A 21,345-nucleotide genomic window follows, 5' to 3' on the forward strand; every position below is an offset into this window, starting at 1 on the left:
GCTTGTCTAACCTACAAAATGCGATAAAATGTAAGTGGAAGATTCAGCCAAAGCAGCAAGCCTGAATGAAAGAGGTGGGTTTCGCATGCATAAAATTATTGTAGTAGGGGCTGGAAAAGGTGGTACGCTGCTCATTCACTTGTTATTGCAAATGGAAGGTGTTGAGCTGATAGCTGTGATTGACCACAATGCTGACGCTCCAGGCATACAAGTAGCCAACTCTCTAGGCATTCAGGTGGGGAGCGATTATGTTCCTTATTTGGCTCGGGATGTGGATTTGATTTTCGAAGCAACTGGCGATCCCCACGCCTACGATGACATTTTAAAAAGAAAGCGCGATGAAACTGTCTTAATACCAGGTAATTTTACGAGTATTATCATGAAGTTGATTAGAGAGCGAGAGAAGCTCATTCAGACCCTTCGCCAAAAACAACGAGAATATGATACCATGCTAAATTCTACGCATGATGCTATTATTGCTGTCAATGAAGAGGGGCTGGTAACGATTTTCAATCGAGCCAGTGAAAAGCTGATGGGACGAACAAAGGATGAAGTTATTGGTACACGGGCGGAACACACAATACCCAATACACGTTTGCATTGTGTTCTTACATCTGGTCAGCCGGAGATTAATCAGGAGCAGGCTTTAACGAAGGACACGCGCATTATTACCAATCGGGTACCTGTGCGAAATGATGCTGGGGATGTGGTCGGGGCTGTCTCTATCTTCCGAGATATTACGGAAATCATAGCATTACTTGAAGAGGTAACGGATCTCAAAGAATTGCAAAGCTTATTGCAAGGAATTTTGCACTCATCTGACGAGGCGATTTCCGTTGTGGATGGCGATGGTATAGGGCTATTAATCAATCCTGCCTATACGCGCATTACTGGCATGACTCCCGATGATGTGATCGGCAAACCAGCCACGGTGGATATTTCTGAAGGAGAGAGCATGCATATGCAAGTACTTCGGACGAAAAAACCAGTTCGAGGTGTTCGCATGAAGTTAGGGCCGATGCGTAAAGATGTCGTGGTAAACGTTGCACCAGTGTTGGTGAATGGGGAATTACGCGGTAGTGTAGGCGTTATTCATGACATATCCGAATTTAAGACCTTATCAGAAGAATTAGAGACGGCTAAAAGGATTATCCGTACACTGGAAGCCAAGTATACTTTCGATGATATTATTGGGGATAGTGAACCGATGAAAGGGGCTATCGAACAGGCTAAGCTGGCTGCCATGACTCCAGCTACTGTCATTCTGCGTGGAGAATCAGGGACAGGTAAAGAGTTGTTTGCCCATGCTATTCACAACGGAAGCTCACGTAAGTATAATCAATTTATTCGAGTCAATTGTGCATCCTTATCAGAGACGCTGTTGGAAAGTGAACTGTTTGGCTATGAAGAGGGAGCCTTCACTGGTGCTAAACGGGGTGGCAAACGTGGACTATTTGAAGAAGCAAGTGGAGGTACCATTTTTTTAGATGAGATTGGCGAGTTATCTATGGGTATGCAAGCTAAACTTTTGCGTGTATTACAGGAAAAAGAGATTATCCGGGTTGGTGGTACTAAAGCAATTCCTATCGATGTTCGCATTATTGCAGCTACGCATGTACATATGGAAACGGCCATCCAAGCCGGCAAATTTCGAGAAGATTTATATTATCGCTTGCATGTGCTACCGATTTATATTCCCCCCTTGCGTCAACGACAAGAGGATTTGGAACCGCTTGCTATCTTTTTGTTGCAAAAATTCAATCTTGAGTATGGTCGTCATGTTCAGCATATCAACAAATCAACACTGGATGGGCTAAAAGGGTATCGTTGGCCAGGTAACGTTCGTGAGCTTGAAAATATTTTGGGACGAGCTATTATTCACATGAAATTTACTGAAGTCGAGATCATGCCACATCATTTGCCACCCTTGGAACGCACTCATGTTCCGCAAGGTGAGTCAACGCAGCAAAAGCCAGCTAGTAGGGAGAATAGAACCTTAAAACAAGCTGTCGAAGAAGCAGAAAAACAATGTATTTTACAAGAGTTACAAAAGGCAAAAGGCAATCGAACGGAAGCAGCTAAGCAATTAGGTGTATCATTACGTAATCTGTATTATAAAATGGAGAAACTAGGCATTTTAGAAACGAATCCACAAGAAGGTTTGTGAATATCTGCAAAATTTTGCGTGCAAAGGATTGCAAAGTTATGCAAAATATTTCATCATAGAGAAAGTGAAACCGTGTTGTTCACATCCTCTCCACCAATTGTTCACAATCATCTTATGGGTTGGCATGCTTATTGCTTTAGTAAGTAGGTAGGTTGTGTAAGCGAATTCAAGAAATGACAACAAACCCCAAAAATCGTTATACAAAAATCGTTATAGAATAGAAACAGCAGGAGGGCTACTCATGAAAATCTTTGATTATCTGCAAAAATACGATTACGAACAATTGGTGCTTTGCCAGGATGAAACTTCCGGATTAAAAGCAATTATTGTGATTCATGATACAACGCTTGGACCAGCTTTGGGTGGTACTCGTATGTGGATGTACAATTCTGAAGAAGAGGCAATTGAGGATGCGCTTCGTTTGTCTCGTGGTATGACGTACAAAGCTGCAGCAGCAGGACTTAATTTGGGTGGCGGAAAAGCGGTTATCATTGGCGATCCGCGTAAAGATAAGAGCGAAGAATTATTCCGTGCGTTTGGTCGTTTCGTTCAAGGTTTAAACGGACGTTATATCACGGCTGAGGATGTAGGCACGACTGTAGCTGACATGGATTTAATTTATCAAGAAACAAATTATGTAACAGGTGTATCTCCAGCATTTGGATCTGGTGGTAATCCTTCTCCAGTAACGGCGTACGGTGTTTATCGTGGGATGAAAGCAGCGGCAAAACGCGGCTTTGGTCATGATGATCTCTCCGGTAAAACGATTGCTGTTCAAGGGGTAGGTAACGTTGCTTACAACTTGTGCCGCTATTTGCATGAAGAAGGGGCAAACCTGATTGTAACAGATATTAACATGGAAAATGTTCAACGCGCGGTAGTAGACTTTGGTGCGAAAGCGGTAGGAGTCAATGAAATCTTTGGCGTTGAATGTGATATCTTCTCTCCTTGCGCACTGGGCGCAATCATCAATGATGACACGATTCCGCAATTCAAAGCGAAAGTAATTGCGGGAGCGGCTAATAACCAGTTGAAGGAAGAACGCCACGGTGACACTATTCAGGAAATGGGCATCGTCTATGCGCCTGACTATGTAATTAACGCAGGTGGTGTCATCAACGTAGCGGATGAATTGCATGGATACAACCGCGAACGTGCGATGAAAAAAGTAGAAACCATTTACGATAACATGAACCGCGTGTTTGAAATTGCCGATCGCGATAATATTCCAACATACAAAGCGGCTGACCGTATGGCAGAAGAGCGTATTGCGCGTTTAGCAAAATCTCGTAACACGTTTTTGCGTGATCCAAAATCAAACTTGCCAAAGTAAGAATCACTTGACTGAAAAAAGCATTGGTAGTACGGTAGTGCAAGAATGTTTATTGATTCTTGTACTGCCTACACTACCTACTTCATGCCAAAAACGTTATAACTAGAAGGCAGAACAAATGAGTAAAGAGTAGGAGTTGGACCATTTATTGACACATCCAGCTCCTTTTTTAGTACCAGGTCATGGAATGTGGTATAATGTGTCTCGGTAAGGCAAAAGCAACACACAGCTACTACAGGGTAAAGGAGATGTGAACATGTCCCAAGAATTTGATCTTGTCGTGCTTGGTGGAGGAATTGGCGGCTATGTGGCGGCGATCCGTGCCACACAATTAGGCATGTCGGTTGCCATCGTAGAAAAAGATAAAATGGGTGGAACGTGTCTGCACCGCGGATGCATACCTTCCAAAGCATTATTGCGTAGCGCCGAGGTTTTTGCCACGATCAAGGAAAGTGAGAAATACGGGGTACGTACGGGGAGTGTTGAGCTAGATTTTGGACTGGTCCAACAACGTAAACGCTCGATTACAGATCAGTTGCATAAAGGCGTAGAATACTTGATGAATAAAGGAAAAATCAAAATATATCAAGGATTTGGTCGTGTGATGGGACCAAGCATTTTTTCTCCGCAAGCGGGTGCTGTACGCATCGAGACAGCGGATGGTGAACAAGAAATTATCGTTCCTCGCTTTTTATTGATTGCGACTGGTTCTAGACCGCGATTGTTACCAGGCCTAAACATAGATGGGATACATATAATGACGAGTGACGAAGCGTTGGAAATGGAGCAATTACCAGCCTCCATGATCATCGTTGGCGGTGGTGTTATTGGTATCGAATGGGCTTCTTTGTTAAGTGATTTTGGTGTGGATGTGACCGTAATTGAGTACGGGGATCGCATTTTGCCAACTGAAGATGCTGATATCAGTAAGGAATTAACCCGCATACTTAAAAAACGGAAAGTAAAAATAGTGACAAATGCAAAAGTGATGTCTGAAAGTGCTCATACGGCAGAAGGTCAAGTAAGTGTACAAGCGGAAGTAAATGGGGGCATGCAAACCTTTACGGCTGAAAAAATGCTCTTGTCTGTCGGACGTCAAGCTAATGTAGAGAATCTAGGCATAGAAGCAACGGAGATTAATGTAGAGAAGGGTCAAATTGTCGTGAATGCTACTTATCAAACAGCTGAACCGCATATTTATGCAGTAGGAGATGTGATCGGTGGGATTCAATTGGCGCACGTAGCTGCTCACGAAGGCATTTTGGCAGTTGAACATATGAATAACCACTTAATTGAGCCGCTTGATCCGACGAAGGTCTCTAAATGCACCTACAGTCGTCCCGAAGTAGCAAGTGTGGGTCTAAGTGAGACAGAGGCTAAGCAACAAGGCTATAGTGTTAAAACAGGGAAATTTAGTTTTAAATCATTAGGAAAAGCATTGGTTTTTGGAGAAAACGATGGCTTTGTTAAACTGGTTGTCGATGAGAAAACCAATGATGTACTTGGTGTTCACATGATTGGACCGCATGTTACTGAAATGATTTCAGAAGGAGCGTTAGCGCGCGTACTTGATGCGACCCCTTGGGAGATCGCCCATACGATTCATCCGCATCCGACTTTGTCAGAAGCCTTTGCGGAAGCGGCTCTGGATGTTGAAGGTCTAGCTATTCATTCTTAAATGCAGGGAGGAAACCTCATGACAAACAATCGTCATCAGGCTGTGGGTTTAACCGATGAACAAGTGATGGAAATGTATCGTTTCATGCTCTTGTCGAGAAGAGTGGATGAGCGTTTATGGCTGTTAAACCGTGCTGGGAAAGTTCCATTCGTTATTTCCTGCCAAGGTCAAGAAGCCGCTCAGGTTGGGGCCGCTTTTGCTTTTGATAAACAGAAGGATTATTTATGCCCGTACTATCGTGATTTTGGAGCGGTTATGGTCTTTGGTCAAACAGCTCGTGACACGTTGCTGTCTGCTTTTGCAAAAGCTGAGGACCCAAACAGTGGTGGTCGTCAAATGCCAGGTCATTTTGGTGGCAAGAAGTATCGTATTCTAACAGGATCTAGTCCGGTTACCACACAAGTGCCACATGCTGTAGGAATTGCTTTGGCAGGTCGAATGACGGGTGAAAATCATGCCGTTTTCACTTCTTTTGGGGAAGGTTCTAGCAACCAAGGTGATTTCCATGAAGCAGCTAACTTTGCGGGTGTTCACAAATTGCCGGTTATTTTCTTCTGTGAAAACAATAAGTATGCCATTTCTGTACCATTGAAAAAGCAATTGGCTTGCGAAAGTGTGGCAGATCGGGCTATCGGTTATGGATTCCCTGGGGTTAGCGTAGATGGTAACGATCCTATTGAGGTTTATCGTGTGATGAAAGAAGCGGTTGATCGAGCAAAAGCTGGAGAAGGTCCTACTTTGGTGGAGGCTGTAACCTATCGTCTTGTGCCTCATTCAAGTGACGATGATGATCGCGTATACCGTGACCGTGGAGAAGTGGACGAAGCGAAAAAGCAAGATCCAATCATTACCTTTGCCCAGTATTTAAAAGAGGTAGGCCTCTTAACGGATGAGTCAGAGTCCGCTCTTTCTAGCGAAGTGCAGGCAATCGTGGATGAAGCAACGGAATACGCAGAACAAGCATCATATCCAGCGCCAGAATCTACATTGACGCACGTATACGGATCGTAAGGGGGAGTTAAGATGGCAGTCATTTCTTTTATTGATGCAATTACCATGGCGATGAAGGAAGAAATGCGTCGCGATCCCAAAGTATTTCTGTTGGGAGAAGACGTAGGGGTACGCGGAGGTGTGTTCCGTGCGTCCAACGGGATGATTGAAGAGTTCGGGGAGCAACGTGTTATGGATACTCCTTTAGCTGAATCAGCTATCGTTGGTGTGGCGATCGGAGCAGCAGCGGTAGGCATGCGTCCTATTGCAGAAATACAATTTGCAGATTTCATATTGCCAGCGGTGAACCAAATTGTTTCCGAGGCAGCTAAAATGCGTTACCGTTCCAACAATGATTGGAATTGCCCACTGACTGTGCGAGCTCCATTTGGTGGAGGAGTTCATGGAGCTTTGTACCATTCTCAATCCTTAGAAGCAATGTTTACTAACGTTCCAGGGTTAAAGGTAGTAGTACCTTCTACCCCTTATGATGCAAAAGGATTATTAAAAGCAGCTATCCGTGACGAGGATCCAGTTCTGTTTTTTGAACATAAGCGTTGCTATCGCTTGATTAAAGGTGAAGTGCCTGAAGAGGATTACACAGTACCTATCGGCAAGGCTGATGTGAAGCGAGAAGGAGAAGATATTACTGTCATCTCTTATGGTCTTACCTTGCATTTTGCTTTGCAAGCGGCAGAAAAGCTAGCTCAAGAAGGTATTTCTGCTCATATCCTTGACCTGCGTACGCTTTATCCGCTTGACAAGGAAGCAATCATAGAAGCAGCATCCAAAACAGGTAAAGTGTTAATCATCCATGAAGACAACAAAGAAGGCGGAGTTGGTGGCGAAGTAGCTGCTATTATCGCAGAGCATTGCTTGTTTGATTTGGATGCGCCAATCAAGCGCCTTTGTGGACCGGATGTACCGGCAATGCCATACAGCCCGCCGATGGAGAAATTCTTTATGTTAAGTCCAGAAAAGGTATTGGAAGCAATGCGTGAACTAGCGCACTTCTAGGCAAAGGGAGGACGAACCATGGCAACGAATGTACTCATGCCACAATTGGGCGAGAGCGTTACAGAAGGTACCATTACTAAATGGCTTGTTAATGTGGGCGATGTGGTCAACAAGTATGATCCATTAGCTGAAGTAAATACAGATAAAGTAACAGCGGAAGTACCGTCCACTGTATCCGGACGAATTAAGGAGATTGTGGTTCCTGAAGGAGAAACGGTTAGTGTTGGTACGTTGATACTTTATATAGAAGAAGAGGGAGCGGGGAGTGCCAGCAACTCAACTGGTAGCGTGGAAGCTAGCTTGCAAGAGTCTGCAACATCAACAGCTCCACAAGCTCCAAAAGCTACCCAAACTACACCATCTTCTACAGATAATGTTTCTATGGCAAGTGCAAGTGAGACGCAATCCGGTAGTAAACAACGATATTCCCCTGCTGTGATGCGTCTTGCTCAGGAGCATAATATTGACCTAACCCGTGTCATAGGAACAGGCTCAGAAGGGCGTATTACGCGTAAAGATGTACAAAAGGTAATAGACCATGGTGGATTACTACAAGCAACCGATACGAGCAAGTTGATGAATAGTCAACTAGCTACTACTTCTCAACCTTCTACAATGGTAGCAGGTAGTTCACAAGTATCATCTGCGCCAGTAACTCAGCAGTCCAATAGCATCAGAATGGCGTCATCTTCTGCTCCAAGTCAAGTATTTGTAGCACAGGGGGATCAGATTATTCCTGTAACGCCTGTTCGTAAAACGATAGCATCTCGCATGGTGCAAAGTAAGCATGAATCACCGCACGCATGGATGATGGTTGAAGTGGATGCAACGAATCTAGTTACTTTCCGTAATAGCGTCAAGGATGAATTTAAGAAAAAAGAAGGCGTGTCCTTAACGTTCCTGCCATTCTTTATTAAAGCAGTGGTGGAGGCTTTAAAAGAGTTTCCTATGCTTAACTCATCGTGGGCTGGCGATCAAATCATTGTTCGTAAAAATGTGAACATCTCTATCGCGGTGGCGAGCGACGATGCTTTATTTGTACCAGTGATTAAAGATGCTGATCAAAAATCAGTGTATGGCATTGCAAAATCAATTGAAGATTTGGCCTCCCGAGCACGAGCAGGCAAATTAACTATGGACGATATGAGTGGCGGAACCTTTACGGTAAACAATACTGGTTCCTTTGGTTCCGTGTTATCTCAACCAATTATTAACGCACCTCAAGCGGCGATTATGAGCGTGGAATCCATCGTGAAACGTCCAGTGGTCATTAACGATATGATTGCTGTTCGCTCCATGGTTAACCTATGCTTATCCTTAGATCATCGCGTTTTGGATGGTCTGGTATGTGGACGATTCCTACAAAGTGTGAAAGAAAAACTGGAAGCAATTGGCCCAGAAACTAAGGTTTATTAAGCCTTAATGTAATGGTAAAAATGAGGAAGATAGGTAATCTTCCTCATTTTTTTTGCTTTTTTATGTAACTTTTTCACGATTTGTTCGTATAATTAATGGGTACTATTTTAAAATGCCTTAAAGTTATCAACAACTTTGTCCTATTACCTATACTATTATTGGTATACTAAAGGGAGTTGTAATTTTCCAAAGGCAAAAAAAATAGAGAGTGAACAGGAGGAGAATTATGAATAAACAACTAAAGAGAGGCGCATTCCTACTGCTAGCATCGACTCTAGCAATTACACCTTTGGTCTCTGTTCCACAGAGTACATATGCTGCGAAAAGTTTGTCTGTGGATGCAAAAGATACGAAAACAGACAAGACAACGACCTACACCCTTGAATTCGAAGCAGAAGACGATTTGAAAAAGGGGGCTAAAATCACTGTAGATTTTGGTACAGATTTTGGTTTAAGAGACGTTGATGAAGATTCGATCAAAGTGAATGGTAGTACACCACAAGATGTATCTGTTAGCAAGGGCAAAATTACTATTAAAATCGGTAAAAAAATTGATGATGGCGACGATGTAGAAATTATTATCAAAGATGTCGTTAATCCCGAAGATGACGATGAATACGACATTACTGTAGACGATGGCGAAGGAAAAGCAAAAGATTCGATTAAAATTGGAAAAAGCAGCTCTTCTTCTAAAAGCGGTACGGAGAAAAATGCATTCTCCGTTGACTTGGGAAGTAAATATCCAGATGAAAAAACATCCCTCGAAATTTCCCGAATCGATTTAAACGACAAGTTAGATGATTCTAAATATGTAGAAGTGACATTCCCTAACTCAAGCATGGTACCTAGCAAAATGAGCACAAGCGATGTTGAATTAAATGGATATTCACCAAAAGATGTTACGATCTCTGGTCGAACAGTTAAAATTAAGCCTAGTTCCAAAGCGGACGGAGATAGCAAGCTAACAATCAAATTCAACAAAGATGCTGGTATCAAAAATCCTTCTTCCGGTGACTCTTACAAAGTAGAAGTAGATTATAAAAATACGACCTATGTTTCTAAAGAGTTTGAAGTGAAAAAAGGATCTTCTTCTGTAGATGGTGATTACAGTGTAACTCTTTCTGACAGCAATGCAGGAGCGCGCACAAGTTTGTCCATGGAAGTGAAATTAAAGGATGATCTTAGAAGCGGCGATGATATCATAGTAGAATTCCCTACCCAAGATATGGTGCCTGGTTTCATTTTTAGCACTTCTGTCACAATCAACGGAACACTTGTGAGAAATGTTGGTGTATCTGGCCGTACAGTAACCTTGTCAACACCTTACAACTTCTCTAGTACAGATCGTGCGCGTATCGAATTCAAAAACGACGCGTTCATTAAAGTACCTACATCAGCAGGTAACTATGATCTGGCTGTAAAATATAGGGATACAACCTATCGTTCTAAATCGTTTACTGTAGCAACTGGAGGAGTAACACCAACGAATCCGACTAATCCAACGGTTCCTGCAATTCCTGTTAATAACAGCACAGCTACAGTAACACTAGGCAAGCCTAATCCTAACGCAATTACTGGTATGACTGTAGGCATTAAAGCACTAGGCGTTGGTCTTAGCACAGCAGATTATATTGAAGTTGTTATGCCAACATCTTTCCGTATACCTACAACTATACCTACAACAGCAGTGACTGTTAATGGCACATATCCAAGCTATGTTGGTACTCGTGGACAAAACTTGGTTATCTACCCAGCAGTTAACCTGCCAGCTGGTCAAGCGGTAAGCGTATCTATTAATGAAAATGCAAAAATCCAAACACCAGGTGCATCTAACATTTACAATGTAGGTGTTTATACATCAGCAGAAAAGAACCCATTGTTCATTCGTCAAGTAACGGTTGGTGCACAAAACGGGATCAGCTTCAAAATAGGAACAGCATCTTTTAAAACGCAAGGTAAAACATTCCCGTTGGCTGTAGCACCTTACACGTTGAATGGTAATACGATGGTACCTGCAACATTTGTGCGTGATGGTTTGAAAGTAAGCACAACATACACAAAAGCAGCTGCTACTGTAAAACATGGCAACACAACGATGACCTTCAAAGTAGGCTCAAACGTTGTCAACATCAATGGTAAGAACTACACAATGCCAGCTGCTGTACAATTGAAAAACAACGTACCAATGTTACCAATTCGTACAATCACTGACAACTTGCGCTTCAACTTATCATGGGATAATGCTTCTTCCAGCGTCATGATCTTTAAATAAGACTTATAGCATATTAAAACACCCCCAGTACAGAGATGAGTAGCCAATTGCTTCCATCTCTACTGGGGGTGTTTTTTCAGTTTTTCAAATATGTTTCTTCTATACGTACTGAAGAACCATCGGAACAACAAGAGCCAGTACAAGAATAATGACCAAGATCTTGGCGATGGTAGATTGATGTTTCAATATAGACAGCTCCTTTTCATTTGTTCAATGAAGTGATACAAGGCTTTACGTGTACCTAGTTATGCAAAGCCAAGTTTTCTAAACATGAATTTGATTTGTTAAATGTACAAATGCTAATACCGTTGATTGAAAAACGGCGAGGCTATGCTAGAATAAAATGGAGGAGAATTCTTAATTTTTCCATTATGCTGGCATTGGGGGAGAACACGTGTCTGATCATAATTTTACCCAAATCTATCAGGACTGGCAACAACGGTTGAACCAGCGGCTCGAAAAAATACCGGAACGTAAGCAAAGATTTTCCACTTCTTCTGATTTGGAAGTCGAGCGGCTTTATCTGCCAAAAGAAGTGGACCAATCATATATGGACCAAATCGGTCTTCCTGGGGAATATCCATATACCCGCGGCGTTCAACCTACTATGTTTCGAGGTCGCTTTTGGACGATGCGTCAGTATGCTGGGTTTGGGTCAGCAGAAGAGACAAATAAACGGTTTCGCTACCTGTTAGAACAGGGACAGACTGGACTTAGCGTAGCGTTTGACCTACCTACACAGATTGGCTATGACTCCGATGACTCCATGTCGGTGGGAGAAGTGGGCAAGGTTGGCGTTGCAATTGACACCTTGGAAGATATGGAGACGTTATTACAAGGCATTCCACTTGATAAAGTAAGTACCTCTATGACCATTAACGCACCAGCTTCCGTGCTATTAGCTATGTACATCGTTGTAGCAGAGAAACAAGGAACGCCACCGCATGCTTTAAGCGGTACGATTCAAAATGACATTTTAAAGGAGTACATCGCCAGAGGAACATATATTTTTCCACCGCAGCCATCTATGCGCCTAATTACAGACATTTTCTCTTACTGTGCGGAGCATGTGCCTAAATGGAACACCATTAGCATAAGCGGCTATCACATAAGAGAGGCAGGTTCCAGTGCAGTGCAAGAGGTAGCTTTTACATTGGCGGATGGAAGGGCTTATGTAGAGGCTGCACTTCAAGCGGGCCTTGATATTGATCTTTTTGCTCCACAATTATCTTTCTTTTTTAATGCACATAATCATTTCTTTGAAGAAGTCGCAAAATTTAGAGCTGCAAGAAGAATCTGGTCAAATCTAATGAGAAACACTTATGGTGCAAAACAACCAAAATCTTGGCAGTTCCGTGTTCATACACAAACAGGCGGATCCACATTAACCGCACAGCAACCAGATAATAATATCGTTCGGGTTACCTTGCAGGCATTGGCAGCTGTATTAGGTGGCACGCAGAGTTTGCATACCAATTCCCGCGACGAAGCACTTGCTTTACCAACAGAGGATTCTGCACGTATTGCCTTGCGCACCCAGCAGATTATAGCCCATGAAAGCGGTGTTACAGATACGGTTGATCCATTGGCAGGCTCGTACTACGTGGAAGCATTAACAGATGAAATCGAAGAAGGCGTTCTTGCTTATATGGACAAAATCGAGAAGATGGGTGGCGCTGTAGCCGCTGTTGAAGCAGGTTATATGCAGCGGGAGATACACAAGCAAGCCTATGAAACACAACGTAATATTGAGTCTGGCGAAGAAGTAGTAGTGGGGATGAATCGTTTTACTTTAGAGCATGAGACTCAACCGGAACTTTTACGAGTTGATCCGTCGATAGGGAAAAAACAGACAGAGCGGCTTAGAGACCTACGCAATCGTAGAGATCACACTTTAGTTGATCAAACGCTCGCTCGATTAAAGGTAGCAGCAGAAGGTACAGATAATTTGATGCCCCATATTCTCGACTGTGTGCGCGTATATGCCACGATTGGAGAAATCTGTGGCGTTTTGCGTCAGGTTTTTGGAGAGTATCGAGCGGTTTAATCTCATCGAAGGAGGAGAGCCAACTATGAAACAGAAAATACGCGTATTAGTAGCAAAGCCAGGCTTGGATGGTCATGATCGAGGAGCGCTCGTGATTGCCCAATCCTTGCGGGATGCAGGGATGGAGGTCGTTTACACAGGCTTGCGACAGACTCCTGCACAAATTGTACATGCAGCGATTCAGGAGGATGTGGACTTTATTGGGTTATCTTGTTTATCTGGTGCTCATAATGAGTTATTTCCTGAAGTGATTCGCTTGCTACGGGAGCAACAGGCTGAAGATATCATGGTATTTGGCGGAGGAGTTATTCCGCAAGAGGATATTCCTTTTTTAAAAGAGCATGGGGTTGCTGAAATTTTTACACCAGGCACGCCAACTCAGGTAGCTGTAGATTTTGTTCGAAGTCAGGCAAGGCCTAAAAGGGATAGTTGGGTAGAGACTCCAAAGCGAATTGCTCATATAGGTATTGCAGTCCAATCAATTGAAGCGGTACTTCCCTTCTACACTCAACAATTAGGCTTACAGCTTAAGGGCAGAGAAAAAGTGGAGTCAGAACAGGTAGAGGTTGCATTTCTGCAAATCGGGGAAACCAATCTAGAACTATTAGAGCCACTCTCCCCAGAAAGCCCGATCGCTACCTTTATTACCAAACGAGGCGAGGGTATTCATCATATTGCTCTGGATGTTGATGATATACAAGAACGATTACGTCAGTTTAAACAACATGGTGTGCAGCTCGTTCATGAACAGGCTAAGCAAGGCGCACATGGAGCACAAATTGCCTTTTTACATCCAAAAGCAGCGAATGGCGTATTGTTCGAGCTATGTCAGTACGAACAGCAAAAGGGGGAACTGGCAGATGAATAATGACATATACGCTAAGATTGACGAGCTTTACGAGCGGAAAAATAAAGTGGAGTTGGGCGGTGGAGATGAACGAATCGAAGCCCAGCATAAGCGGGGGAAGCTGACTGCTCGTGAAAGAATTGATCTGTTAGTAGATACAGGAACTTTTGTAGAGCTACAGCCGTTCGTAAAGCATCGTAGTCATTTGTTTGGTTTGGATCGCTTGGAAGCACCTGGAGAGGGAGTCGTGACAGGATATGGTAAAGTTCATGGGCGAATGATCTATGTGTTTGCCCAAGATTTTACTGTATTTGGCGGTGCATTAGGTGAAATGCACGCTAAGAAAATTGCCAATATTATGGATTTGGCTGCAAAAAATGGAGCTCCCATTATAGGTTTAAATGATTCTGGAGGAGCTCGTATCCAAGAAGGGGTAGTCTCTCTAGATGGCTACGGGCATATATTCTATCGTAATTCTATCTATTCAGGTGTTATTCCGCAGATTTCTGTTATTCTTGGTCCTTGTGCAGGAGGTGCCGTCTATTCGCCTGCTATTACAGATTTTGTGTTCATGGTAGAGAAGACCTCACAGATGTTTATCACCGGTCCCAAGGTAATTGAAACCGTGACGGGAGAGAAGATTTCCAGTGAAGATCTTGGGGGAGCAAAGGTTCATTCCAGTATAAGTGGAGTGGCTCATTTTACGTCGGAAACGGAGGCGGAAGTCCTGGAAGAAGTCCGTCGTTTGTTGCAGTTTTTGCCCCAAAATCACCGTGAAGAGCCTCCAGTTATCCCGTTTAATGGGGAGGAAGGTAATTGGCTGGAAGAGATGCTCGACATTGTCCCAGTCGCTGGAACGAAAGTATATGATGTGAAAAAGGTACTCACCCTTATCGTTGACGATGGCGATTTTATGGAGATTCAATCACAGTTTGCACGAAATGTAGTAGTTGGTTTTGGGCGTCTAAAAGGCCAGCCTGTAGGTTTCATTGCTAATCAGCCCAAAGTGATGGCAGGTGGACTTGACATTGATTCCTCTGATAAATTGGCACGTTTTATCCGTACATGTGATTGCTTTAAAATTCCGTTAGTTACCTTTGTTGACGTGACAGGCTTTTTCCCCGGAGTAAATCAGGAGCACGGAGGCATTATTCGGCATGGGGCTAAAATTTTGTTTGCGTACTCAGAAGCAACTGTACCAAAAATTAGTGTCATTACTCGCAAAGCATACGGTGGTGCTTATGTAGCGCTTAATTCCAAAGCGATCGGTGCAGATGTGGTATATGCTTGGCCTAATGCTGAGATAGCGGTAATGGGTCCGGAGGGGGCAGCTAATGTCATTTTCGCTAAAGAAATCGAGAAAAGTGAAGATGCTCTGGGTACAAGACAACAGAAAATTACTGAATATCGTGAAAAATTCGCCAATCCTTATGTAGCAGCTGAGCATGGCATGGTAGATGATATTATTGATCCACGGGAGACACGAAAATATCTCATTCATTCCCTGGACATGCTAAAGACAAAACAAGAAGAGAGACCGGCTAAAAAACATGGTAATATTCCATTGTAATTCCTGTGAATAGGAAAGAAAAAAGTTCTGCCTGGAATAGTACAGACTTACTTTTTTACGGTATACTAAATAGTGATACATAGAGAATTGGGAACGGAGGAAATCAATGTGATTAATCAAGAACGTATTCTTGCAGAGTTTTTGGAACTAGTCCAAATTGACAGTGAAACAAAAGAAGAAGCAGTGATTGCCGAAGTATTGAAGGATAAATTAGCGAGCTTGGGCTTTTCTGTAGAGGAAGATGATGTTGCCTCAAAAACAGAACATAGCGCGAACAACCTGTTTGCTACCCTAGAAGGTACTGCAAAGGGTACTGCTATTCTGTTTAGCAGTCACATGGATACCGTCGTTCCAGGTAAAGGTGTAAAGCCTTCTATTAAAGATGGTTATGTGGTAACGGATGGCACGACGATTCTGGGTGCTGATGACAAAGCAGGTATCGCTGCGATCTTTGAAGCGATCCGTACGTTAAAAGAACAGAACTTACCTCATCCATCTATTCAGGTTGTATTGACCGTAGGCGAGGAATCTGGCCTAGTGGGCTCCCGTCATATGGATGCAAGCAAGTTAAAGGCAGAGATGGGCTTCATTTTGGATTCCACAGGTAAAGTGGGCGAGATCGTCAAGGCTGGAGCTGGTCAATATCGCGTTGTTACCAAAATTCATGGAAAAGCTGCTCATGCTGGCGTTAATCCGGAAGATGGTGTGAGTGCTATCACTGTTGCTAGCAAGGCTATTTCGCGTATGCCGCTTGGACGTATTGACGAAGATACGACTGCAAACATTGGTCGTTTTGAAGGTGGTCGTGCCTACAATATCGTAACAGATTACGTAGAGATTTGGTCAGAGGCACGCAGTATGGTAAATGAAAAGCTAGAAGTACAAGTGAAGAAAATGACGAGTGCATTTGAGGAAGTCGCTTCCGAACTAGGGGCTACTTGCGAAAATGATGTGAAGTTTATGTATTCCGGCTATAAATTTGATGAGAGCACCCCTGTGTTGCAAAAGGCGATTGCCGCTGTTAAGCGCGTAGGTCGTGAGCCGAAACTAACAAGTAGTGGTGGCGGTAGCGACGGTAACGTATTTAACGGACACGGTATCCCTTCTGTTAACTTTGGTATCGGGTATGAAGAGATACATACAAAAAATGAACGGATGCCTATAGAAGAATTGTACAAGGCGTCTGAATTGGTACTAGCTGTTATCGCTGAGTGTGTAGAATAAAGCAGAAGATGAAGAGAGTTTGGCTATGGTGCCAAGCTCTTTTTTGTCGTATCAGAAAGTTTGAAGAACAAAGAGCATATGCATGTATCAAGCGCAGTTCCATCTTTGATTTTCCTAATGAAATGAAAATAATGGGGATGAAGATGATGCAACAAATGATGGCGGGACATATTCTTGCATGTGTGGAGCAACGGAGGGGACTTACTGAAGTAGTGGTCCAACGAGCAGATGGTATAACACAACGTGCTATTTATTATGGATATCATGACGATCTATGGGTAGGGCAAACGGTGTTACTTAATGTGACAGCGACGAAATTAACATTAGGAACAGGTGGAACAGACTTCATTGTGGCTCAGGAACCTTTTTGTAATAGGGAACATTACCCAACAAAATACGGGCATATTATGAAAATGCGCTATACTCCTTTGCAGGTGGCAGTAGATTCGTTGGAGGAACAAGCGAGCCCGTATCATGAGCTATTTATGCAGGAGGATTTGTCTTTAGCCGGTAGCCTGGTGATTGTTGCAGAGCTACATAGTATGCTGCCTGCTTTGTGCATCAGATTAAAAGAATTGATGCCGGAAGCACGTATTGTGTATGTAATGACGGATCATGCCGCACTGCCAATCTCACTTTCACAGCATGTCCACTGGCTTGTAAGCAATAACTATTTACAGGCTACGATTACTACTGGTCAAGCTTTTGGGGGGGATGGAGAGTGCGTCAATACCGTGACAGGCTTATTAGCGGCTAAACATGTATATCAGGCTGATTGGATTATTTGTGCATCGGGACCTGGGGGAGTAGGTACTGGTACGCCTTATGGCTTTACAGGATTGCAAATAGCCGATGTTTTACACCATGTGGATATATTAGGAGGGGCACCGCTTTTTTTGCCGAGAATTAGTTTTGGAGATAGGCGAGACAGGCACCATGGAATTAGTCATCATACAACGACCTTGTTAAAGCGATTTATGCTTCGTCCTATTATTCTACCTATACCCGTGTTTGGAGATGAGCGTGATCAACGCATAGATCAGCAGGTAGAGCAGTCATCCTTGTCACGAAAACATATCATCCTAAGAGAAAGAGCAGGGACGGTATCTGATCTTGCTAGCTTGTATGAGCGACACCACTTAGTGAATCTTTCCTCGATGGGGCGAAATTGGAAAGAAGATCCAAGTCCTTTTCTAACAGCAGATGCAATGGCAAAAGCCGCCTACTGGATACGGCAGCTTATAGAAAAGGTGTGAGTTTTAGGTTATTGTTTATTCGTTTGTTGTAAATAGGCCTGTAACGTGATGGGCTGCACAGATAATTCTCGCAGAGCGGCCTGTATTTCGTTTGCTTTACCGACTAAACGTATTTGTTTCAGATCTGTATATAACTTCATCTAAGATTTCCCCCTCGTATCTTAGTAATAGCAGTAGCTGCTACCTGTACAACCGAACAACTTTCTTTTGCAAGTGCTTCTCCAAAGAACCGCCGTCCACCTAACGAGAATGAGTTTTGAGGTCTACGGTTCAAGGGGAGTTTTTGAGAAAGGGTTGTACAAGCTGTTCTTGATGCTAAGATATGGAGAGTGGTTTAAATGTAGAACTAAAAATCAGGCTGTTCAAGAAATAAAGAGGTATTTCATGATAAGTATGTTCTACAACAGACAGTCACAAAACATTGTTAATTTAAGGAGGAACCATCCATGATACAAGCTCAGCACGATTCGTTATATGAAAAAACGATCTCTACGAAAAAAATCTATGATGGCAAAATTATTTCGGTTCAGGTCGATGAGGTAGAATTACCAAATGGCCATACATCTCAGCGAGAAATTGTTAAACATCAAGGCGCCGTAGCTGTTATGCCGATCACGGAGGATGGGAAACTGATTGTCGTACGTCAATTTCGTAAGCCATTGGAGCGCTCGATTGTAGAAATTCCTGCTGGCAAGTTAGAGCGGGGAGAAGATCCACTAGAATGCGCTAAACGTGAATTGGAAGAAGAAACGGGCTACAAAGCCAAGGAATATAAACATATCAGTTCGTTTTATACCTCTCCGGGGTTTGCGGATGAATTATTACACCTATATATGGCTACAGGACTGACTGCAGGAGAGTGTAATCCTGATGAAGATGAATTTGTTGAGGTTATGTACGTGACACTAGAAGAAGCTAGACAACTGCACGAAGCTGGGGAGATTCGAGACGCTAAAACCGTTCTTGCGTTATTTGTTTTGGAAAATGAGCGTATGAATCAGCGCTTGTAGTTATGCTAACATCTATTTTTGCAGATTTACATATTCACATTGGCGGAACAATGTCAGGTAAAGCGGTTAAAATCACGGCCTCCCGAAAAATGACTCTACAAAGTATTTTGGAGGAGGCTTCCGAGCGTAAAGGGATGGAAATAATTGGTGTTATTGATGCGCATGCTCCTGAGGTACAAGCTGAATTGCAAGAATTAATTGATCGAAAAATAGCGGTTGCTCATCCCGATGGAGGAATTCATTATAAACGAACGATGCTATTGCTTGGCTGTGAGCTTGAGATTAAGGAACCAGACCGGGGAGAAGCTCATTTTTTGTGCTATATGCCTGATTTGCGTCGAATGCGTCTGTTCACAGAATGGTTGGCTGTTCGTTGCAAGAATGTACACCTTAGTTCACAGCGCGTGTATACAAGGCTCCGGGAGCTTCAGAACTTTGTTTATCAGCATGACGGGCTGATGATCCCGGCCCACATATTTACGCCTCATAAAGGCCTCTACGGCAGTTGTACAGACCACCTTAGCGAGGTTGCTGATCCTACTTTTATTTATGCGGTAGAGCTAGGATTAAGTGCAAATACTGACATGGCAGATCGATTACAGGAATTGCACGGAAAAACTTTTGTAACAAATTCAGACGCTCATTCATTAGTTAAAATCGGCAGGGAATATCAAGTGATTTTGCAAAAGGAACCAAGCTATCAAGAGTGGGTCATGGCGATGCGACGCGAGAAGCAAAGAAGAGTCGAATGCAACTACGGGCTATCTCCGCAGCTAGGGAAGTATCACCAAACCGCTTGTCAAGGATGCGGTTCCATGGAGAGCGAAAATGATGTTGGCAGATGCCCTGCGTGTGGGTATAAACGGATGGTGAGAGGTGTTAGTCAACGTATTGAGCAGTTGGCTGATATACCAGTAGGGGTTCATCCTCCACACCGACCTCCTTATGTGGAACAGATTCCGTTGGAGTTTTTACCAGGTGTGGGACCAAAATTGCGGCAAAAAATGTATGAACAAATTGGAACGGAGATGGATGTGCTTCATAGGGCTGATGAGGAAACTTTGCGTCGCGTTTTAGGTGAGAAAGTCACTAGTCTGATTCTAAAAGCAAGGCGTGGAGAGCTATTGATTCAAGCCGGTAGAGCAGGGATTTATGGAAAGGTAATTGGAGAAATAGGGGAGTAGACGTTTTTTAAAAGTCATAGTATAGACAAGCGGTGCATAGAATGCAAGTATCCTGGCAACCAAGGAGGGGGCCGTCTTGCGTAACCGCTTTGGACTTGGCATCCAACTTTATTTGAAAGAAAATCAGTCCCTCTTTTTATTTACCATTGTCTTGTTCACCATGGGTATTATTTTTGGAGCTGTGCTTGTCAACTCGCTTGATTTGTTACAGCGACAAGAATTGCTCGGCTTTCTCAATTATTTTTTTACTACCTTTGACAAGAGCGGAATAACTGACTCCTCTTTACATTTTCAACAAGCGTTCGGATATCATTTAAAAACAATCTTGATTCTGTGGGTACTGGGTATGTCGATTATTGGATTGCCTATGATCTTACTTTTATTATTTCTCAAAGGAATCATCGTAGGCTTTACTGTTGGTTTTTTGGTGGGAGAATTACAGTGGAAGGGAGTGACGTTTGCTTTGCTTGGCGTCCTTCCACAAAACATGCTAGTTGTACCGGCTATGCTAATTGCGGGAGTTGCAGGTATTTCATTCTCTCTTCGCTTGATTCGCACTAGATTAGTAACACGTCGAGATAGCATTATGCCGCACTTTGCTAATTATTCAATTTTGGTGGGAGGCATGTTTGTAATCATGACAGCGGCAGCTTTATTGGAGACTTTTTTGTCCCCATTATTGATGCAGTACGCCATTAATTAAGAATAATTATAAGATAATAACTTATGTATTTGACTAAATAGATTTCTCTCCTCTATAATAAGTACAGGTTTGATGCGAACGGGGAGGGGCATACATGGAAGAAAAAATAGAAAAGATAAAGCAACAATTACATTCGCACCACTATAAATTGACTCCGCAACGCGAAGCTACAGTTCGTGTCTTACTGGAGAATGAGGCAGATCATCTTAGTGCTGAGGATGTCTATTTAAAGGTAAAAGACAAAGCTCCAGAAATTGGCTTGGCTACGGTGTATCGCACCTTGGAGCTATTGAGTGAGTTGCGGATTATCCATAAAATGAACTTTGGCGACGGTGTAGCACGTTATGACCTCCGTGATGACAATGCTAAACATCACCACCATCACTTGATTTGCTTGCATTGTGGGACGGTGGATGAGATATTTGAAGATTTGTTAGTGGGAACAGAAGAGAAGGTAAAATCGGACTACAAATTTGCTATTACGGATCACCGACTCAGTTTTTATGGAATCTGCCATCGTTGTCTTGATAAAGTTAATTTGGAAGACTACAAGTAAGAACTTCTCCATAGTTAAGGAGAAGTTTTTTCTTATGCAAGAATGGGTCATGAAATGGGACAAGAAGGCATAAAA

At 43.0% G+C, this 21,345-nt stretch carries 17 protein-coding genes; 16 read left to right on the forward strand and 1 reads right to left on the reverse strand.

What is annotated here, in order from left to right:
- Positions 1-85: 85 nt before the first annotated feature.
- From EEL30_16040 to EEL30_16095, 12 genes are all read left to right on the forward strand, one after another.
- Positions 86-2,167: a PAS domain S-box protein gene (locus tag EEL30_16040; GenBank protein QDX93672.1), complete on the forward strand. Its 2,082-nt coding sequence runs from the start codon at positions 86-88 to the stop codon at positions 2,165-2,167.
- 241 nt (positions 2,168-2,408) lie between these two features.
- Entirely contained in the window at positions 2,409-3,500 is a 1,092-nt protein-coding gene (locus EEL30_16045; protein QDX93673.1) for a Glu/Leu/Phe/Val dehydrogenase, read from the forward strand.
- 256 nt (positions 3,501-3,756) lie between these two features.
- A complete protein-coding gene (gene lpdA, locus EEL30_16050; protein ID QDX93674.1) occupies positions 3,757-5,178 on the forward strand; it encodes a dihydrolipoyl dehydrogenase in 1,422 nt (473 codons plus the stop codon).
- A gap of 18 nt (positions 5,179-5,196) precedes the next feature.
- Positions 5,197-6,189 carry a thiamine pyrophosphate-dependent dehydrogenase E1 component subunit alpha gene (locus EEL30_16055; GenBank protein ID QDX93675.1) on the forward strand — a complete coding sequence of 331 codons (993 nt, stop codon included), beginning with the start codon at positions 5,197-5,199 and terminating at the stop codon, positions 6,187-6,189.
- A gap of 12 nt (positions 6,190-6,201) precedes the next feature.
- On the forward strand, positions 6,202-7,185 hold the full coding sequence (locus EEL30_16060; GenBank protein QDX93676.1) for an alpha-ketoacid dehydrogenase subunit beta: 984 nt from the start codon (positions 6,202-6,204) through the stop codon (positions 7,183-7,185).
- 18 nt (positions 7,186-7,203) lie between these two features.
- On the forward strand, positions 7,204-8,601 hold the full coding sequence (locus EEL30_16065; GenBank protein QDX93677.1) for a 2-oxo acid dehydrogenase subunit E2: 1,398 nt from the start codon (positions 7,204-7,206) through the stop codon (positions 8,599-8,601).
- A gap of 226 nt (positions 8,602-8,827) precedes the next feature.
- Entirely contained in the window at positions 8,828-10,873 is a 2,046-nt protein-coding gene (locus EEL30_16070; protein QDX93678.1) for a copper amine oxidase N-terminal domain-containing protein, read from the forward strand.
- 394 nt (positions 10,874-11,267) lie between these two features.
- Positions 11,268-12,920, forward strand: a complete 1,653-nt coding sequence (locus EEL30_16075) for a methylmalonyl-CoA mutase (GenBank protein QDX93679.1) — start codon at positions 11,268-11,270, stop codon at positions 12,918-12,920.
- A 25-nt stretch (positions 12,921-12,945) separates the two neighbouring features.
- Positions 12,946-13,788, forward strand: coding sequence for a methylmalonyl-CoA epimerase (gene mce / locus EEL30_16080; protein ID QDX93680.1), 843 nt, complete (start codon positions 12,946-12,948; stop codon positions 13,786-13,788).
- Positions 13,781-15,337 (forward strand): methylmalonyl-CoA carboxyltransferase, encoded by a 1,557-nt coding sequence (locus EEL30_16085; protein QDX93681.1) that lies wholly within the window; start codon positions 13,781-13,783, stop codon positions 15,335-15,337. Before mce ends, EEL30_16085 begins: the two co-directional genes overlap by 8 nt.
- Positions 15,338-15,439: 102 nt before the next feature.
- Positions 15,440-16,561, forward strand: a complete 1,122-nt coding sequence (locus EEL30_16090; protein ID QDX95790.1) for a M20/M25/M40 family metallo-hydrolase — start codon at positions 15,440-15,442, stop codon at positions 16,559-16,561.
- Between the two features lie 146 nt (positions 16,562-16,707).
- The gene (locus EEL30_16095) at positions 16,708-17,817 is read left to right on the forward strand and encodes a DUF3866 family protein (GenBank protein ID QDX93682.1); all 1,110 of its coding nucleotides are present in this window, start codon (positions 16,708-16,710) and stop codon (positions 17,815-17,817) included.
- 8 nt (positions 17,818-17,825) lie between these two features.
- Here EEL30_16095 and mciZ read toward each other — a convergent pair whose 3' ends face one another.
- The gene (mciZ, locus tag EEL30_16100) at positions 17,826-17,957 is read right to left on the reverse strand and encodes a Z-ring formation inhibitor MciZ (protein QDX93683.1); all 132 of its coding nucleotides are present in this window, start codon (positions 17,955-17,957) and stop codon (positions 17,826-17,828) included.
- A gap of 306 nt (positions 17,958-18,263) precedes the next feature.
- On the opposite strand from mciZ, the gene EEL30_16105 reads away from it, so the two are divergent.
- From EEL30_16105 to EEL30_16120, 4 genes are all read left to right on the forward strand, one after another.
- Positions 18,264-18,827: an NUDIX hydrolase gene (locus EEL30_16105; GenBank protein ID QDX93684.1), complete on the forward strand. Its 564-nt coding sequence runs from the start codon at positions 18,264-18,266 to the stop codon at positions 18,825-18,827.
- Positions 18,828-18,829: 2 nt separating this feature from the next.
- Positions 18,830-20,011, forward strand: coding sequence for a TIGR00375 family protein (locus EEL30_16110; GenBank protein ID QDX93685.1), 1,182 nt, complete (start codon positions 18,830-18,832; stop codon positions 20,009-20,011).
- A 76-nt stretch (positions 20,012-20,087) separates the two neighbouring features.
- Positions 20,088-20,714, forward strand: a complete 627-nt coding sequence (gene spoIIM / locus EEL30_16115) for a stage II sporulation protein M (GenBank protein ID QDX93686.1) — start codon at positions 20,088-20,090, stop codon at positions 20,712-20,714.
- 94 nt (positions 20,715-20,808) lie between these two features.
- On the forward strand, positions 20,809-21,270 hold the full coding sequence (locus EEL30_16120) for a transcriptional repressor (GenBank protein QDX93687.1): 462 nt from the start codon (positions 20,809-20,811) through the stop codon (positions 21,268-21,270).
- The last annotated feature ends 75 nt before the right edge of the window (positions 21,271-21,345 follow it).

This window comes from Brevibacillus laterosporus, from assembly GCA_007833815.1.
Lineage (GTDB): Bacteria > Bacillota > Bacilli > Brevibacillales > Brevibacillaceae > Brevibacillus_B > Brevibacillus_B laterosporus_D.

Bases quoted from the DNA above. Each gene is read 5' to 3' on its own strand.
- EEL30_16040 (QDX93672.1), top strand. From the start codon at position 86: ATGCATAAAATTATTGTAGTAGGGGCTGGAAAAGGTGGTACGCTGCTC.
- EEL30_16045 (QDX93673.1), top strand. From the start codon at position 2,409: ATGAAAATCTTTGATTATCTGCAAAAATACGATTACGAACAATTGGTG.
- lpdA (QDX93674.1), top strand. From the start codon at position 3,757: ATGTCCCAAGAATTTGATCTTGTCGTGCTTGGTGGAGGAATTGGCGGC.
- EEL30_16055 (QDX93675.1), top strand. From the start codon at position 5,197: ATGACAAACAATCGTCATCAGGCTGTGGGTTTAACCGATGAACAAGTG.
- EEL30_16060 (QDX93676.1), top strand. From the start codon at position 6,202: ATGGCAGTCATTTCTTTTATTGATGCAATTACCATGGCGATGAAGGAA.
- EEL30_16065 (QDX93677.1), top strand. From the start codon at position 7,204: ATGGCAACGAATGTACTCATGCCACAATTGGGCGAGAGCGTTACAGAA.
- EEL30_16070 (QDX93678.1), top strand. From the start codon at position 8,828: ATGAATAAACAACTAAAGAGAGGCGCATTCCTACTGCTAGCATCGACT.
- mce (QDX93680.1), top strand. From the start codon at position 12,946: ATGAAACAGAAAATACGCGTATTAGTAGCAAAGCCAGGCTTGGATGGT.
- EEL30_16085 (QDX93681.1), top strand. From the start codon at position 13,781: ATGAATAATGACATATACGCTAAGATTGACGAGCTTTACGAGCGGAAA.
- EEL30_16095 (QDX93682.1), top strand. From the start codon at position 16,708: ATGCAACAAATGATGGCGGGACATATTCTTGCATGTGTGGAGCAACGG.
- mciZ (QDX93683.1), bottom strand. From the start codon at position 17,957: ATGAAGTTATATACAGATCTGAAACAAATACGTTTAGTCGGTAAAGCA.
- EEL30_16105 (QDX93684.1), top strand. From the start codon at position 18,264: ATGATACAAGCTCAGCACGATTCGTTATATGAAAAAACGATCTCTACG.
- EEL30_16110 (QDX93685.1), top strand. From the start codon at position 18,830: ATGCTAACATCTATTTTTGCAGATTTACATATTCACATTGGCGGAACA.
- EEL30_16120 (QDX93687.1), top strand. From the start codon at position 20,809: ATGGAAGAAAAAATAGAAAAGATAAAGCAACAATTACATTCGCACCAC.